The organism is Parablautia sp. Marseille-Q6255 (assembly GCF_951230155.1).
Taxonomy (GTDB): Bacteria; Bacillota; Clostridia; order Lachnospirales; family Lachnospiraceae; genus Choladousia.
In genome coordinates this window covers 12,875-29,790 of record NZ_CATNVD010000024.1, presented here as the reverse complement: position 1 = coordinate 29,790, position 16,916 = coordinate 12,875, and the positions used below count along the sequence as shown (strand labels likewise).

Genomic DNA, 16,916 nt, shown 5'->3' with positions numbered 1-16,916 from the left:
TCACCCGGCGCTGTCATCTTGCCGTTTGGCAAACAGTTTCTCATATGTCTCCTCGATAAATCCCTGCTCCAGAGAGATCCGTGCAAAATCGTCAAGCGCATTTGGACTGACTTCTGTCGAAAGGATGATCTTCTCAAACGCACGCTCCAAAACAGGCTGCCCCAGAGAGCTCCCTGTCGCGTCTGCAAGCTCCTGATCCATCACTGCCGCTGCCGCCGCCGTATCCTTGCGTATCGTCTGTGTCGCCTCCTCGTGCATCTGCAAAAAGGTATTCACAAGTTCCGGCTCCTCCTCCAGAAAATCTTTTCTCACAGCTACAACCGCCACCGGATAATCGCCCCCTGCATATACCTCATCATAATCGAGCACCGTCTGCGCCCCGTTTTCTGCAAGCAGCGTCCCCCATGGCTCCGGCACAAGCGCAGCGTCAATGCCGCCCTGATCCATCATATTCTGTACGTCTGCATTTTCCACAGCAGTCACCTTCACCGTTCCTCCTTCTTCTACCGTCTGCAGTCCGTAATCCGACAAGAGCTGCAGCAGGCACAGATGCTGAGTGTTTCCGATCTGCGGCACTGCGACTGTCTTTCCGTCCAGATCAGCCACCGTCTCGATGTCTGCGTCCGCAGCCCGCATCAGCTGCGCGCCTGCCATCGCCGCGCCGCTTAATATCTGTATATCTCCGTCTGAGCGCACGTTCGCTGTGATCGCCGGAATCGGACCGATATACCCAATATCAATATCCCCTGCAAACATCGCCTCTACCTCAGCCGGTCCTGCGTGAAACGCGGTCCACTGCACCCTGGCCTGCGTTCCAAACGCGTCCTCCAGCATCCCCTGTGCCTTCATATACAAAGCCTGCGCGTGTGTGATGTTGTTGAAATAGCCGATGTGCACCTCACCGGCGCCGGTTTTCCTTCCACAGCCCGCTGACATAGCCAGAAGCGCCATCGCTCCTGCAAATAAAGCTGCCTGTTGTGATCTGCGATATTTTTTCTCTCTTTTCATGCCTGTATCCGTTCCTTTCTCCGGTAAGTCTGTATTTGTGCTCCTGTCCGCCTACAGCTTCCGATCTGTTCTCTATCATACAGAACCTGGTCTTTCTTCTCAACACGTATTTTGAAAACGTTATCTGTATCATTTTTCCTTTTATTTCTTGACTTATTTTGATTTCTTTTCTAAAATCAGTTTATACTTTTAAAAATAATAAAATATTTTTGACAACGTTTTCATTCACAGAGAATACCGCCGCGGCAGCCTGTCGCGCCTGATTTTACATTTTTGGAGGTACACGCATGTCCCTGAAAGAAATCGCAAAGCGCTCCGGCGCATCCGTCTCTACCGTTTCCCGCGTCCTGAACCGTCCTGATTACCATTGCTCAGACCCCGCACTTCAGGAAAAAATCTGGCAATGCGCCAGAGAGCTGGATTACCTGCCAAACGCTGCTGCCAGACAGCTAAAGCTCGGAAGCCGCACCGGGAGCGAAAAGTCGACAAGCATTGACGTATTTTTGACAAGATTCCTGTCTCTGGAATCCGATCTGTTCTTTAAGGAGCTCTATGACGCACTGCTGGAGGAGCTTCTGGCAAACGGCTGCCACCTCGGACGTCTGCTCACCCTTCCTGATATGACGCAGCGCCGCCTGAACCTGACTCCCTTATCTGCGCGCGCTTCTGCCGGCGCTTCCGGACTGATCCTGCTTGGAAAATGTCCGGCCGAGCTGATTCCTTTCCTCAAAAGCCAGTATCAGGCCCTCGTTGGTATTGACCGGAATCCTACAAACTTTGACTACGATGAAGTGATCTGTAATGGTACGGACGCCGCAGCCACAGCCATGGATTATCTGATCTCACTCGGGCACAAAAAAATCGCCTACATAGGCGACTGCTCCTATGAGGCGAGATATATTGGTTATTATCAGTCTCTGATCTCCCACAAGCTTCCGCTCGACCACGGCAATATCTACCCTACGAGCCAGACAAGAGAGGAGGGGCGGCAGATGATGAAAACGATACTCAAAAAGGACTCCCGCCCGTCAGCGATCTTCTGCGCCAATGACAGCACGGCGCTCGGCGTACTGGAGACTCTCAGAAAAAGCCGCCAGAAAAAATATCTTCCATCCGTGATCGCGATCGACAACATCAGGGAATCCGGGATGATCTCTCCCAGCCTGACCACCATCGACATCCCGAAGCGCGAAATGTCACATCTGGCAGTTGGGATCCTGCTCGACCGGCTGAACCGCGGACACAAAGAGCATCTGCGCATCGAGCTGCCCTGCCGCCTGATCGTACGGGAAAGCTGCTCCTATGCTATGCCCGGCTGACACGCCTCGGCGCCTGAGACGTCTGCAGGATCCCCCGCCGATAAAGCCGCCCATCCGGCGCTCTCCCGGAACGCAGCCAGCGCTCCTGCATCGTGCATCACTCCCGGCGATCGGCTCTGATAAACGGTTCCTGAATATCAGAAGCAGTGATAAGCCCATACTTTTTTGGGCGCCGGTATGCATTTCCATGTACCTCGCTTCTCCGGTACGCCCGCAGCTGCTCCAGATCCAGACTGGCGATATAGAGCCCCTCCTGTCCGTCCGCCTGCAAAATACAGGTGTCTCTGGAGCCATCTGCCTGGGGCAGATACGCGACTCCGTCAAAAACACTGGAGCCGCCATTACAGTCGGGTACAGTCTGAGGATAATTGCAGGTAGCGATCGCTGTCATATTTTCATACGCTCTGGCACGAAGCTGAGAAAGGCGGTTGATCTCCATCGGGCAGGCGTTGGGGACAAGGATCAGCTCCGCCCCCTTTAGCATCAAAATCCTGGCGCTTTCCGGGAATTCCCGGTCATAGCAGATCATCGCCCCGACCGTTATCTCCCCGCATGCGGTATCGAGTACGGTAACATAAAAATCATCCCCCGGCGTCAGGCTGTGTTCTTCCCCAAAATCACACGTATGTACCTTGGCATATACCAGTCTCTGTCTGCCGTACCGATCAAACAGAATGAGTGAATTTCTGAGCGCATCTCCATATGCCTCCAGTATCGTAATACCGATCGCCATGTTCAGCTCCCGGGCAAGATCACCAAAGGTACGGACAAAATCACTGCAAACCGGGATCGCCTCTTTCTTCCATTCCTCCGCAGGTCGGTCATAAATACGATATCCATTGCTCCACATTTCAGGAAACAGCGCAAGGTCCGCACCTGCCTTTTTGGCTTTCCTGCAGTATTCCGCTCCCTTTTCCAGATTTTCCTCCAGCGATCTGCCAGGAGCGATCTGCAGTAAAGCAATTTTCAGTATCTGATCCAAAGCCTCTCCCCCCTGTCTCATTTCCTGTTACCACTGTCTCAAAAGTCTTTAAAGAGCGGTAAGGTTCTGTTCTGTAAGCTTATTCCCTTGTATTTTACTCCATCCTTTCCGTTTTTTCCCTTACCAAAACGTCATCATAAACCGATCGTTTCCAGCTCCTCGATCCACATCCGTACAGACGCATCGCTGGGCATCCGCAGATCTCCGCGCGGGGAAAGCGCAACGCTTCCGACCTTCGGTCCGTCCGGCACGCAGGAGCGCTTAAACTGCTGGGTGAAAAATCTCCAGTAAAACTTTTTCAGCCAGTACAGGATCGTTGTCTTTTCATATCTTCCTGCAAAGGCAAGCTGTGCCAGACGATAAATCTTTGCCGGAGCAAACCCGCAGCGCACCATATAGTACAAAAAGAAATCGTGAAGTTCATACGGACCAACCAGATCTTCCGTCTTCTGGGAGATCTCCCCATCCTTTGGCGGAAGCAGCTCGGGGCTCACCGGCGTATCCAGCACATCATAAAGGATCTGACTGATCGCCTCATCGGCACAGGCGTCTGCATAATACCGCACCAGATAGCGCACCAGAGTCTTTGGCACAGAACAATTCACTCCGTACATCGACATATGATCTCCATTATATGTGGCCCATCCAAGAGCAAGCTCTGACATATCCCCTGTTCCGATCACCATTCCATTCTTCTTGTTGGCAATGTCCATCAGGATCTGCGTCCGCTCTCTGGCCTGACTGTTTTCATACGTCACATCATGTACGGCAGGATCGTGTCCGATATCCTGAAAATGCTGTGTTACTGCATCCCGGATGGGCACCTCCAAGAGCTGTGCGCCAAGGCGCCTTGTCAGCTCACACGCATTCTGATAGGTACGGTCTGTTGTGCCAAATCCCGGCATCGTCACCGCAGTGATACATGTGCGTGGCAGCTTTAGCATATCGCAGGTCTTTGCCATGACCAGCAGCGCAAGCGTAGAATCCAGACCGCCGGAAATACCGACTACCAGATTTTTGCACCCGGTGTGCCGGATGCGCTGTTTCAGTCCGAGCGCCTGCAGCATCAGGATCTCCTCGCACCGCTCCTGTCTGTCTGATTCCCTGTCAGGGACAAACGGCATTGCCGGGAACTGCCTTGTCAGCAGCGTCTCTTCATCCGGCAAAGAGAAACGGATGCGTTCGTACTCTTCTACACCGGATGGCTCAAATGACGTCATCCGGCGCCGCTTTTCCCGCAGGCCTGCGACATCGATTTCAGAGCAGGTCACGCCAGTCGTAAACCTCAAAGACTCAGCCAGTGCATGTCCGTTTTCTGCGATTATATTATGACCGCCAAATACAAGATCCTGCGTGGATTCTCCCTCTCCGGCGCTCGCATAAATATAGCCGCACAGCAGTCTGGCAGACTGACCTGTGACCAGCGCTTTCCGGTACGCATACTTTCCTGTCGCTTCATCACTCGCAGAAAGGTTGACAATGATCTGCGCGCCTGCGAGCGCATGACGGGTACTTGGCGGATCCGGCGCCCACAGATCCTCGCAGATCTCTGCCGCCACACAAAGTCCCTGTGGATGATCGCAGCAAAAAAGCTGGTTCATACCGAACGGAACAGGTTCTCCTTCGAATTTCTCCCATTCTATGCGCGCATTTCCGGGCGCAAAGTATCTGGCCTCATAAAACTCGTTATAATTTGGCAGATACCGCTTTGGCACAAGCCCGATCAGCCTGCCGTCTGAAATGGCCGCCGCCACATTATAAAGCTTTCCATTTTTCTCCCATGGCATACCCACAAACAGCAGGGCGTCCTTCCCGCGGGTATGCGCGATAATCTGGTGCAGCGCATGCTTCGCCTCTGCCAGGAGCTTTTCCTGCCAGAACAGATCCCCGCATGTATATCCGGTCAGACAGAGCTCTGGAAATACAATGATCCTTGCCTTCTCCCCCAGCGCTGTGTCCAGCTCTTCACAAATACGCTGCGCATTAAATGTACAGTCTGCTACTTTGATCTCCGGCGTTACAGCCGCTACCTTTACAAATCCGTCTCTCATGCCTTTTCCTTTTCCCGGGAGTGCGCGCACACTCTGCTGCTCCTTTCCAGAAGCGCCTTCAGCTCATCTACTGTTACGTGATACTTTTTGTTGCAAAACTGGCATCCGACCTCGATCGTCTCTCCATCCTCGATCATCTCCTGCAAATCCTTCCTGCCGATACTGATCAGCGCCTTCTCGATCCGCGCCTTTGAGCAGTCGCACCGGTATCCCGCCGGTATCCGGTCAGTGATCTCCACACCGAACTCACCGATCAGCTCCTCAAGAATCTGCTCCGGAGTCATCCCCTCATCCAGCATCGCCGTCACAGACGTTGTCTGCGCCAGCTTTTTCTCCAGACGATCGATCACCTCATCCGGCGTAAACGGCATAAGCTGTATGATAAATCCTCCTGCCTGCCGTACCGTATTATTCTTTTCCATCAGCACGCCCAGTCCTACGGAGGATGGCACCTGCTCCGATACTGCAAAATAGTAGGTCAGATCATCCCCGATCTCCCCTGTATTCAGCTCACACTGCCCGACATACGGCTCCTTCATACCAAGATCGCGGATCACATTCAGGATGCCGCTGCCTACTGCGCCGCCGACATCCAGCTTGCCGTTTTCATTTGCATGCAGCATCACGGAGGGATTCTGCACGTAGCCCTTGACATTTGCCGATGCATCGGCTGTGACGGTGATACCGCCGATCGGACCGTCTCCCTTTATCTGCAATGTCAGGAGATCCTTTTCTCCTTTCATCATCACGCCCATCATCGCGCCTGCGCTCAGAAGCCTGCCAAGCGCCGCCGTAGCCACGGGGCTTGTATTGTGATAACTGCGCGCCTGCTCAACAAGGTCGCGTGTTGTCGCTGCAAATGCACGGATCTGTCCGTCTGCAGCAGTCGCTCTTACTATATAGTCCATATCCTTTGTGCTCCCTTTCTATTTATAAAATACCCAGCATACCAATTATCATACCTGATACTGTACCGCTGATATAAAGAGCTGCCGTGATCGCCAGATTCATCCTGCGGCTCGAATTTTCCCGGTATAAAACGAGAAGTCCTGTACCTGCTCCGCATAAAAGTCCCGAAAACAGCGCTCCGCTTCCCAGTATCCCTTCCAGAAACAGCTGTGTGATGAGCACAGACGCCGCACAGTTCGGGATCATCCCCACCAGACCGGCGACAAGCTCTGTCACTCCATGCATTCCTGCGATCGTATGAGAAAAACCTGCCACGTCAAACAGCTCCATCGCAGCTCCGATCGCCAGTGAGATCAGAAACAGAAAGCCTGCTGTCTGCACGGTATGGGCAAACGCAGACTGCCATATCCCGTGCTCGCCGCATCCGCAGTGGTCATGCTCGCACATGTGCGGATGATCTGGCAGCTCATTTCTCCTGCCCAGTACCTTTTCTGCCACCAGATCAAGGGCGAGCCCTGCTGCCATCGCCACAATGACCTTTACCAGAAGGATCTTGAGGATCACGGAAAAAGCGATCCCCTCTGAAAGCATGATCGGCAGCATCTCATCTGAGGTCGACAAAAACACTGCCAGAAGCGTCCCCGGAGAAAGCATCCCTCCTGCAAACAGTCCTGCCGCCGCTGCCGCAAACCCGCACTGAGGGATCACCCCGATCAGCGCTCCGATGACCGGACCTGCTTTTCCGGCACGGTAGATCATTATTTTTGTTTTTTCACTCATCCTGTGCTCTGCATACTCTACTGCCAGATATGACAAATAGAGAAATGGCAGAAGCTTCAGGCAGTCTATTATACTGTCTGTTAAAATTTCCTGCATAAAACCGCCTTCCTGTCATCTGCTGCTTTGCCCCCATTTGCATGTGAAAGCGCGTCTGCGCCTCCAAAGGGCAGCATTCTGCTGACTATCATATCACAAAACCTCAGGAAGCAACAGGGGCTTCTGTCTTTTTTATACTTCTTTCCCATGCTCCTGCTCCTCCTGTATGTCGGAAAAGGCAGAGAGCATCGGGCGTACCTGCTTTCCGCAAAACCGCCGCGCCTTATAATTATCCGTAATCCGCAGCACAAGCGGGGAGAGCAGCAGGATCCCTGCCAGATTCGGAAGTGCCATCAGTCCATTAAAGGTATCTGACAGATCCCAGGCAAGCTGCAGATCCATCACCGCGCCCCAGAAGATCATCCCGATAAATGCTGCGCGGTACAGATGGACCTGACGTTCCCCAAACAGGTATTCAAATGCCTTTGTCCCATAATGGCACCAGCCAAGCACCGTTGAAAACGCAAACATCAGAATCGCCGCCGCTACAAACGCCGGACCTGCCTTGCCAAACACTGTGCCAAATGCCGCTCCGACTGCCGCACTTCCATCCGCGCACAGCCCACAAGAGCCGTCCGGTATCCCCATCACACCGGATGATAAAACGGCAAATGCCGTAACGCTGCACATTACAACCGTGTCGACAAATACTTCAAAGATCCCCCACATCCCCTGTTGGACGGGCTCCTTTACATTTGATCCTGCATGAACCATCACCGAAGACCCCAGTCCTGCCTCGTTCGAAAATACGCCCCGCTTCATTCCCCAGGTAAGCGCCGCGTGTATACCGTACCCTGCCAGACCTCCTCCGGCAGCTTTTATCCCAAACGCCCCTTTGACAATCGCCGTCCAGACCGCCGGCGCCTGCTCTATGTTTACCGCACACACCGCCACACTTCCGGCGATATAGAGCACTGCCATAACCGGTACGATCTTTTCTGCCACCAGGGCGATCCGCTTCATACCTCCGATAATGACCAGCCCTGCTGCCCCCATCAGCACGCTCCCGCTGATATAGGGAGAAATCCCAAACGCTGCTTCCATATTTTGCGCAGCGGCATTCATCTGACTCATATTTCCGATCCCAAAGGATGCCAGAATACAAAACGCTGCAAACAGCACGGCCAGCCTCCTGCCGATCCCGGCACATCCACGCTGCGCGCCAAGACCGTATTCCAGGTAATACATCGCCCCTCCGCACCATTCTCCCCGGGCATTCTTTCTGCGAAAATAAATGCCCAGAACATTTTCCGCATACTTTGTCATCATACCGAAAAATGCCGCAGCCCACATCCAGAAAACAGCGCCCGGGCCGCCTAAAAACAGCGCAGTCGACACTCCGACAATATTTCCTGTGCCAAGCGAGGCTGCAAGCGCCGTACAAAGCGACTGAAACTGTGAGATTGTCTGACCGTCTCCGGTATGCCTTGTCACCCGACGGTCGGTGAAGATCTTTCCGAGCGTACAGCTCATCCAGTATCGGAAATATCGCAGCTGAAAGCAGCCCGTCCTGACTGTCATCCAGCATCCGGTCCCAATCAGAAGGAGCAGCATCGGCATCCCCCACACAAGCTCATTGATCCCATCGTTCCATTTTCCGATCAGTGCATATACTGACATCCGCGCCTCCCGCTGCCGCTGTACCATTGAGCTATATATATGCAGAAAAGTGCCGTTTCATACGGATAAAAGCAAAGCGGACTGCTGCAAAACTCACCGGAATAAGTATTTGCAGCAGCCCTCTGATATCGTCCACATCTCTTTTTTTGCATCATGGCACATATCTTTATGCCATACTGCTTCTCCGCCGGCATTACAGGAACTGGGCAAACACAGATGCTCCAATTACCGTAAGAAGTCCTGCCACCGCGATAGACAGGCTGCTCATTGCTCCCTCAATCTCACCGATTTCCATCGCCTTTGCCGTCCCGATGGCATGAGAGGCAGAACCCAGAGCAATCCCTTTTGCGATCGGCTCTTCGATCTTGAACAGCCGGAATACCGCTTCTCCGATCACATTTCCAATGATCCCTGTCACAATGATCACTGCTACGGTGATCGTCACAATACCGCCAAGCTCCTCTGAAACGCCCATACCGATCGCTGTCGTGATCGACTTTGGAAGCAGTGTCACGTATTCTTCATGGCTAAAGCCGAAGATCATCGCCATCACAAGGATGGAGATGAGACTCGTAAACACACCGGAGACAAGCCCTGCCATGATCGCTCTCGCATGCTTTTTTAAAAGTACGATCTGCTCATAGAGCGGGATCGCCAGACATACTGTCGCCGGCGTCAGCAGATACGACAAAAGCTGTGCCCCCTCCTGATAGCTCTCATAGTCAATCCCGAGAACAGCCAGTGTGAGCATCACGACAATCACTGCGATCAGCAGCGGATTGCAGACTGCCCATTTGAGCCTGCGCTTTAACAGTACTCCCAGCTCATATGCCAGCACGCTTATCATCACGCCAAAAAACACAGAATTACTAAACAGATCTTTCATTCTCTGTCACGCCCCTCTTTCCCGCCGGAGCTCTCCCTGTCAGAGCCCTTCTGATCAGATCCGCTCCTGCCGCTTCTGATCACAGCCTGCGTCACCTGGCCTGACACTGCCATAACGAGTACTGTAGATACCACGGTAACGATGATCAGAGGGATCAGGATCGACTGTATCCGTCCCCATGCCTGCGTCAGTCCGACGGCTGCCGGAATAAACATAAGCGGCATGATCTCTATAAGGAATTTTCCCGCATCCTTCACTGCACACAGCGGGATCACCTTCAGGCAAAGCGCTGCAAGCATCAGCACCAGACCATAGATGCTGGCCGGAATCGGCAGCGGGATCAGTGCTTTTAGCACCTCTCCCAGAAATGATACGGCCAGGATTATCGCAAACTGTCTCACATATTTCATGACTTGGCACACCTTCTCTTTTTCTTTACATACGCTCCGGCGCAGAGAAGCCAAGCAGATCAATGCTTGTCTCAAGTACTCTGCGCGTCAGGTCGAGGAGCGCGATCCAGCTGCTCTTTTGTTTCTCATCCTCTTCTGCCAGAATACGCGTCTCATGGTAGAAACGGTTGAACGCGTTCGCCAGATCATAAATAAAGGAACAGATCTTGTGCGGCGCCGTCTCCTCAAAGGCCTGTTCGATCACGCTGTTAAACTTTACGAGCTGCAGCATCAGATCCTTTTCGCTTCCCGTCACAGGATTCAGAAGTCCTGCACCGTTCACCTCGTTTCCGCCTGCCCTGTATTTATTCAGGATCGATTTAATGCGGACGATCGTATACAGGATATACGGCCCCGTATTTCCTTCGAAGGAAGTAAATTTCTCTGTATCAAAAATATAATCCTTTGACGCCTGATTCGACAGATCGCCGTACTTGATCGCAGACAGTCCGACAAGACGCGCCGTCTGTCTTGCTTCCTGAGGATCTACATCGTGATTCTCCGTGATCTTTTTATACATCTGCTCTGTGATATCCGCGATCAGTGTTTCCAGACGCATCACACCGCCGTCTCTTGTCTTAAACGGTTTGCCGTCTTTTCCATTCATTGTACCAAAGCCAAGGAATTTGAGCTGTGTATCTTCATCCACGAGCCCTGTTTTTCTCGCGCAGCGGAACACCTGTGTAAAATGCATCTCCTGCCGCTTATCTACAACGTAAATGATCGTATCGGGATGGATCAGCTTCATACGCTCGATGATCGTCGCGAGATCAGTCGTCGTATAAAGCGCAGCTCCGTCAGATTTGAGGATAATGCACGGCGGCACCTCTTTTGTATCTGTCTCCTCTTTTACATCCACGATCAGAGCGCCCTGATCCTCATACGCATAGCCTTCCTTTTTCATGTACTCCGTCATCTCCGGTATGTACGGCTGCGCGTCTGATTCCTTTTTCCACAGATCAAACTCTACGTTCAGGTTGCTGTAATTACGCTTTAAGTCTGCGACAGACACATTCAGGATATGCTGCCACAGCGCCCGGTATCCGCGTACTCCATCCTGAAGCTTTGCCGTCGCCTCCAGCGCTTCTTCCTTATAAGAAGCATCCTCCTTGGACTTTTTGCTCGCTGTCGGATAGATCTCCTCCAGCTCTGAGATCGTAAACGGAGCCTCCTGCGGATACTCTCCCTCAAAGCTCTCATCAAAATACACAAGCTCGGGATTACGCTTTTTCACTTCTGTGATGATCAGCCCCATCTGCAGACCCCAGTCCCCCAGATGTACATCACCGATCACCTCATGACCGACGAAACGTCCGATCCGCTTCACACTCTCGCCAATGATGGCAGAACGCAGATGGCCTACGTGAAGCGGCTTTGCTACGTTTGGTCCGCCATAATCTATCATGATCTTTTTTTTCTGCTGTGCCGTCTCAACCGACAGCTTCTCGTCTGCCTGCATGCGCAGCAGATACTCTGAAAGATACGCTCCAGAAATTTTCATATTGATAAATCCGGGATTTACTGCACACACCTCTTCAAACACCGGGCTGCCTGCAAGTGCCGCAGCTACTTCCTGCGCGATCAGGATCGGTGCCTTTCCGTATACCTTTTTCGCCGCCATCGCACCATTGCACTGATACTCACACAGATCCGGGCGGTTGGAGATCCCTGTCCTGCCATATGCCGCGTCATAGCCACATGCAGCAAATGCATCCATAACCTCCTGACTGATCAAATCCAGAATCTTTTTCATCCTTCATCCATCCTTTTCCTGTTTCTCGTTCTTTTGCTTCCTATCAGGAAGGAAGCGCTCCAACTATCTGTTTTTCATGCCTTATGGCATACATGTTAGTATAGCACACAAATTTCATTCCCCACAATCCCTTTTTCCGTACTTTTTTCGTACTGTGAAAAACACACAAAGGAGCCCCAGAAATGACATCAGCAGCTGCCAGTTATATGCAAGATAAAAGCCCGCGGCACAATATTCATCCCGGTATCCCACTGCCATCGCAAACGCTGCCAGAGCCATTGCCCACCACAGAAGATTCCATGCAGTATACGCCCCATGCAGCTCCCTCCACAGACGCGCGCACAGGCTGCGCAGATACAAAAGCGAATTCCCGACCACTGCCGTAAGCACCGGAAGCAGTACAAGGCTTCCCCACGCAGCTCCCCTGCCGCACAGCATTTCCCACAGATGCAGGACCATCCTCAGGCAAAAATAGAAAAAAACAGATATCTGCGCAGTAAAAAACCACACTGCACTAAGACAGACGGTAAGATACACGCCCCGGCCTCCGGCTTTTAAAAGCGCTGCAAAGGTCTGCTCCTCCTGCCACAGCAATTTCTCCATCCAGACACTCAGAGCACACCAGACGATGCAGCCCATCGTCAGTACTCCCAGCCCCGGCTTTGTCCAGCCCCCGGCGCGCACAAGCGCAAACAACACCGCAAACCTGGCAAAACCCTCTGCTGCCAGCAGCCACTCTCTCCTTGACCAGAATCTTCCTGCTCCTGTACTCATATCAGATCCCCGCTTCCTTTTCCTGTATTGCCGCTTTCCCCTCTGCCTGCCAAAGCAGCAGGCGGGTGCAGCATACTATGACAATTAGTATGCCTTTGTTTGTGCCGCTTATTCCGATTCAGAAAAAGAAGTATGCCGGGCTGCGGCTGGCGCATCCCGGCTGTCTGTTCTGTCTATCTGTCTGTGCATCCGTCTGTGTCTACGCAGCCGCTTTTAACTGTGCGCTTCCCGCAGGGTCTGACGTCTCCACATCCTGCGCCAGTTCAGGAAGCCATAAATATCATTGACAAAAAACGCGATAAAGCAGACTGCCACAGACCAGTACTGCGGCTCAGACCAGGCGGCCATAATCCACAGACCGATCAGTACCACATCATTTGCAGCATATCCCAAAGCAAAATAGGCGCTTCTGCAAAAGGTCAGATAAACCGCGATAAAACTTGTCAGCACAGACAGCGTACTAAGACCGATATTGGCCGTGCCAAAATAGTTCAGCACAAAGTAAAACCCGATCGTAACAGGCACGCCTAAAACCCACATCAGCCGCCACTGTGCTCCTGAAAGCTCATTCACCTCCACCTCATTCCGATTCCCTTCATATGGATTTTTTGTCCACGATACCAGCGCAGCTGCCGCCATCGGCATCGTCATCCCCAGATACGTGATCATCTCTCCGTAATACGAAAAGGTATACGATATGATCCCGTAAAGCAGACTGAACAGGATCATCAGCATCTGTCCAAACGGATTTCCCTTTGCACAAAATATCAAAGACGTGACGCCTACAAGAGAAGCAAGCAGCGTCAGCAGACCATCCTGACTAAATAAAAGAAAGGATACCAGTATCGCAGCCACAGATCCCATCCAAAGCGCAAGCTCTCCCTTTGTAAAATAATTCAGTAATTCTTTTCCCTTTTTCATGTGTTCCTCCTCACAAAAAAGCATCCGCTATACATCTTCCAGGATCTACTGATGTATAAACGAATGCTTCTCACATTCTCATCTGCTATTCCTTTGCGTTTAATACTCCGATGATGTGCTCCTTCTGCCGTTCAATATGACAGCCGGACGCCGCGAGCGCCCGCTCTACATCACGCGCGCGAAGCGCCTCCAGGATCTCTGCATGCTCCTGCACGAGCTGGCAGTGCGCGTCGCGGTCTTTGAGATACTCCATGCGATAACGGTACATCTGCTCCCGCAGATTATTCAGGATCTGCACCAGCCGTCCATTTCCTGTAGCTGCATAGATCGCCTCATGAAATTTCATGTCGGCCTGCGCACAGGCGCCGACATCCTCCCCGTAAAGTGTCTGCTCAAATTCCTCCGCCAGGATGCGGATCTGCTCAAGCTGCTCTTCTGTGATCATCCTGCAGGCCAGCTTGACAGCAAGCTCTTCGAGCGCCATGCGCACCTCCAGGACATCCTCCAGATCAGAGATCGTGATCTCTGCCACTACAGCGCCCTTTCGCGGGATCATCAGCACCAGCCCCTCCAGCTCCAGCTTCCGGATCGCCTCCCTCACCGGAGTCCGGCTGACACCGAGCTTCTGTGCCAGATGGATCTCCATCAGCCGCTCTCCCGGCTTCAATTCTCCTCTCAGGATCGCCTGCCGCAGCGTCTGGAATACGACGTCACGCAGCGGCAGATATTCATTCATCTGCAACTGAATATTTTCTATCATAGTTCCTCCCCGCCGCACCCGCGGCAGTCATCTTTCCTGTCCGGTGCTACCGGTTATGGAAAAACCTTGTCAGATACACGTTTTTTGCCAGAGAGCTGCCTCTGAGCTCTTCATATGCAGCCTTTGCACGGCCGGCATCATCAAAAAGCCCGAAAACCGTCGGCCCGCTCCCGCTCATCATCGCATTTACCGCGCCTGCGCGCTTCATGGCTGCCTTGATCTCGTCAATGACCGGATACGCCGGCACAGTAACCGTCTCAAGCACATTGCCCATCAGCGCTGCCATCGCATGTGCGTCCCCGCTCTGGATCGCTCTCACCTGCGCGTCAATATCCGGATGATGCTCCAGCCTGTCCGCTCTCAGATTCGTATATACAAAAGCAGTGGAGACATGGATCGGCGGCTTTGCCAGCACGACATGCATATCCGGCGCATCCGGAAGTCTCGTCAGCACATCTCCGATCCCTTCTGCAAGCGCAGTCCCGCGCATAATACAGTACGGGACATCCGCTCCGATCTTTACTCCCCGCTGCTTCAGCTCCTCCTTAGACAGACCCAGGCCAAACAGCCGGTTCACACCGATCAGCACAGCCGCTGCATCAGAGCTTCCTCCGGCAAGCCCTGCGGCTACCGGAATGTACTTTTTCAGGTGGATACGCACTCCCTGTTCTATTCCAAACTCCTCCATAAGCAGCTTTGCTGCTTTATATACGAGATTATCCGCATTGACAGGAAGATATCCCACATTCGTTGTAAGCCGAATGTCCGGCGTGTCAGTCTCCGATAATTCAATCTGATCATACAAAAAGACCGTCTGCATGATCATCCGCAGGTCATGATAGCCATCGCTGCGTCTGCGCAGTACGTCCAGACCCAGATTTATTTTTGCCATAGCTTTTAGCTGTAATTCCATATCCTTTGTACTCTCCTGCACTTTGTATACAATGTGCCTTTATTTTACGCCCCCCTGCGGACCGTGTCAACGAACAGAAGTCATTTTTTTCATTTTTATGAAAACTGCCGAACCATACTCTTCATTAAAATCAGGCGATCCCCTTTCCTGACGTTCTCTGACTCCAGCCCATTCATTTCCATGATCTGCTGCGGCGTCATATAATACTGCTTTGCAATATCCCACAGGGATTCTTCTCCCTGCACAATATAGCCTGTGATGCCCGGCACAGCCTCCAGCTGCTCCAGCTCATACTCTCTTTCCTGGATCTCATGGATACACTGCTGGCGATGCGGCTGCACCACAAAAAGATTCAGGCTCACAACCGCGCGGACCTCGATCTCTTCGCTGTCCGACATCGTCGCGGAAAGCTGATCTATCCCCGCCAGAAGAGAGTATCTGCACGTATCGCTGATCCCCGGCACCTCTGCGACATGGGAAAACGGGATCGTTCCCTCCAATACTGCAAATGGCATTCTGTCATCAGAGGATATATAAAGAATCGACACCGGCATGGCCCCGTCGACCTGCAGTCCTTCCGGTACCGTCTGGATATTATCAATTCTGATCTCCGCACTGCTGTGGCAGACCTGCAGGATCCGCGGCTTTGCACTCTGTATCCTGATTTTCCCATTTACCCTGCATTTTGATTCATTTTTTATGACAAGGCTCTCGTAAACCTCCTCGCTGGTTACAAGCTCCAGATTTTTCTCTGGTGAGTAAACATCCTCCAGTATCTCCGCCTCCTCACTCCCATAGACGCGGATCGCAAGCTCGAGCACTCCCTCGAGATGGAACAGCCGCAGCTCTCCATCGGTGTCTTCCTTCGCTGTCAGATCCGCCTGAGAGAGCACCGCATCAATATCGGGGATTAGATCCGGGCGGCACCCGCCACACGCAATCTCTCCCTCAAATGGTACAGACTGCTCCAGCCACTGCACACTCGTATTTTCATCCTCTGCACGATACAGCACAAAAATAAACAGGCTGCCCTGCACGTACACGCCGCCGTCACGCAGCGATAAACGACAGCCGCGAAGCTGCGTGCTGTCCCACAAAATATTACGGATATTGGGCTTATTGGAAGGCAGAGGCACCTCCTCCTTCAACCGGAAAATATCCTTATTCTGCACCTCGAGCTGCATCAGATCCAGGCGTTTTCTGCGTTCACACGTCTGTATTCCCGTCTGCGTCTCCACTGCTGCTGACAGATCATAGATTTCTTCGACAGAAGCGGAAAAACTCAAAAGCGCCCGTATCGTAAGCTTGCGGGAATTGATCAGAGCAACGCTCAGATCCTCTGTCTCATACTGCACACGCACAGTCTCCCCTGCCTTGAGGCCCTCCATGCTGATCACCTCAGCAAAGGGCAGTCTTGCCTCCAGCCGATGCAGCTGCCGCTCCTGTGTATCATCCATATAGAGAATACTGACTGCCATGACTCCGCCAACGCAAAGCTGACCATCCTCCGCTCTCGTATTTTCCAGGATCACACGCTCCCTGCTCTGTATGATCGTATCCACGTCCGGATTGATATCCGGCACATTCAGATCCTCATCCAGCGTGATCTGCGTCCCCGCCTGCTTTGCCTGCCTGCACATATGTATATTTTTCATCAAAAGTTCCATACTCTACCACCTTTCTATGCCTTCACCT

15 protein-coding genes are annotated in these 16,916 nt (G+C 52.5%); 1 reads left to right on the top strand and 14 read right to left on the bottom strand.

Going from position 1 to position 16,916, the window contains the following annotated elements; all coding sequences use genetic code 11:
• Window positions 1–1,008, bottom strand: a complete 1,008-nt coding sequence (locus QOX44_RS16710; RefSeq protein ID WP_283684852.1) for an aliphatic sulfonate ABC transporter substrate-binding protein — start codon at window positions 1,006–1,008, stop codon at window positions 1–3.
• A gap of 287 nt (window positions 1,009–1,295) precedes the next feature.
• On the opposite strand from QOX44_RS16710, the gene QOX44_RS16705 reads away from it, so the two are divergent.
• On the top strand, window positions 1,296–2,327 hold the full coding sequence (locus QOX44_RS16705) for a LacI family DNA-binding transcriptional regulator (protein WP_283684851.1): 1,032 nt from the start codon (window positions 1,296–1,298) through the stop codon (window positions 2,325–2,327).
• 97 nt (window positions 2,328–2,424) lie between these two features.
• Here the strand turns inward: QOX44_RS16705 and QOX44_RS16700 are convergent, their stop codons facing one another.
• The 13 genes from QOX44_RS16700 to QOX44_RS16640 all read right to left on the bottom strand — a co-directional run bounded on the left by QOX44_RS16700 (window position 2,425) and on the right by QOX44_RS16640 (window position 16,888).
• On the bottom strand, window positions 2,425–3,309 hold the full coding sequence (locus tag QOX44_RS16700) for a carbon-nitrogen hydrolase family protein (protein ID WP_283684849.1): 885 nt from the start codon (window positions 3,307–3,309) through the stop codon (window positions 2,425–2,427).
• 134 nt (window positions 3,310–3,443) lie between these two features.
• Window positions 3,444–5,360 (bottom strand): NAD(+) synthase, encoded by a 1,917-nt coding sequence (locus tag QOX44_RS16695; protein WP_283684847.1) that lies wholly within the window; start codon window positions 5,358–5,360, stop codon window positions 3,444–3,446.
• Window positions 5,357–6,268 carry an Hsp33 family molecular chaperone HslO gene (hslO, locus tag QOX44_RS16690; RefSeq protein WP_283684846.1) on the bottom strand — a complete coding sequence of 304 codons (912 nt, stop codon included), beginning with the start codon at window positions 6,266–6,268 and terminating at the stop codon, window positions 5,357–5,359. The genes QOX44_RS16695 and hslO overlap by 4 nt, the downstream gene beginning before the upstream one ends.
• Window positions 6,269–6,290: 22 nt before the next feature.
• A complete protein-coding gene (locus QOX44_RS16685; RefSeq protein ID WP_283684845.1) occupies window positions 6,291–7,145 on the bottom strand; it encodes a putative manganese transporter in 855 nt (284 codons plus the stop codon).
• 132 nt (window positions 7,146–7,277) lie between these two features.
• Window positions 7,278–8,765 carry an alanine/glycine:cation symporter family protein gene (locus QOX44_RS16680; protein ID WP_283684843.1) on the bottom strand — a complete coding sequence of 496 codons (1,488 nt, stop codon included), beginning with the start codon at window positions 8,763–8,765 and terminating at the stop codon, window positions 7,278–7,280.
• 193 nt (window positions 8,766–8,958) lie between these two features.
• Entirely contained in the window at window positions 8,959–9,651 is a 693-nt protein-coding gene (locus QOX44_RS16675; RefSeq protein WP_283684842.1) for an LrgB family protein, read from the bottom strand.
• A complete protein-coding gene (locus tag QOX44_RS16670; protein WP_283684841.1) occupies window positions 9,648–10,061 on the bottom strand; it encodes a CidA/LrgA family protein in 414 nt (137 codons plus the stop codon). Before QOX44_RS16670 ends, QOX44_RS16675 begins: the two co-directional genes overlap by 4 nt.
• Window positions 10,062–10,086: 25 nt before the next feature.
• On the bottom strand, window positions 10,087–11,853 hold the full coding sequence (gene argS / locus QOX44_RS16665; protein WP_283684838.1) for an arginine--tRNA ligase: 1,767 nt from the start codon (window positions 11,851–11,853) through the stop codon (window positions 10,087–10,089).
• A 114-nt stretch (window positions 11,854–11,967) separates the two neighbouring features.
• Window positions 11,968–12,627: a hypothetical protein gene (locus tag QOX44_RS16660; RefSeq protein WP_283684836.1), complete on the bottom strand. Its 660-nt coding sequence runs from the start codon at window positions 12,625–12,627 to the stop codon at window positions 11,968–11,970.
• Between the two features lie 213 nt (window positions 12,628–12,840).
• On the bottom strand, window positions 12,841–13,548 hold the full coding sequence (gene pnuC / locus QOX44_RS16655; RefSeq protein WP_283684835.1) for a nicotinamide riboside transporter PnuC: 708 nt from the start codon (window positions 13,546–13,548) through the stop codon (window positions 12,841–12,843).
• 85 nt (window positions 13,549–13,633) lie between these two features.
• Window positions 13,634–14,308, bottom strand: a complete 675-nt coding sequence (locus QOX44_RS16650; protein ID WP_283684833.1) for a GntR family transcriptional regulator — start codon at window positions 14,306–14,308, stop codon at window positions 13,634–13,636.
• Between the two features lie 46 nt (window positions 14,309–14,354).
• On the bottom strand, window positions 14,355–15,221 hold the full coding sequence (gene ispE, locus QOX44_RS16645; protein ID WP_283684831.1) for a 4-(cytidine 5'-diphospho)-2-C-methyl-D-erythritol kinase: 867 nt from the start codon (window positions 15,219–15,221) through the stop codon (window positions 14,355–14,357).
• Between the two features lie 95 nt (window positions 15,222–15,316).
• Window positions 15,317–16,888 (bottom strand): DUF3794 and LysM peptidoglycan-binding domain-containing protein, encoded by a 1,572-nt coding sequence (locus QOX44_RS16640; RefSeq protein WP_283684830.1) that lies wholly within the window; start codon window positions 16,886–16,888, stop codon window positions 15,317–15,319.
• Between the last annotated feature and the right edge of the window lie 28 nt (window positions 16,889–16,916).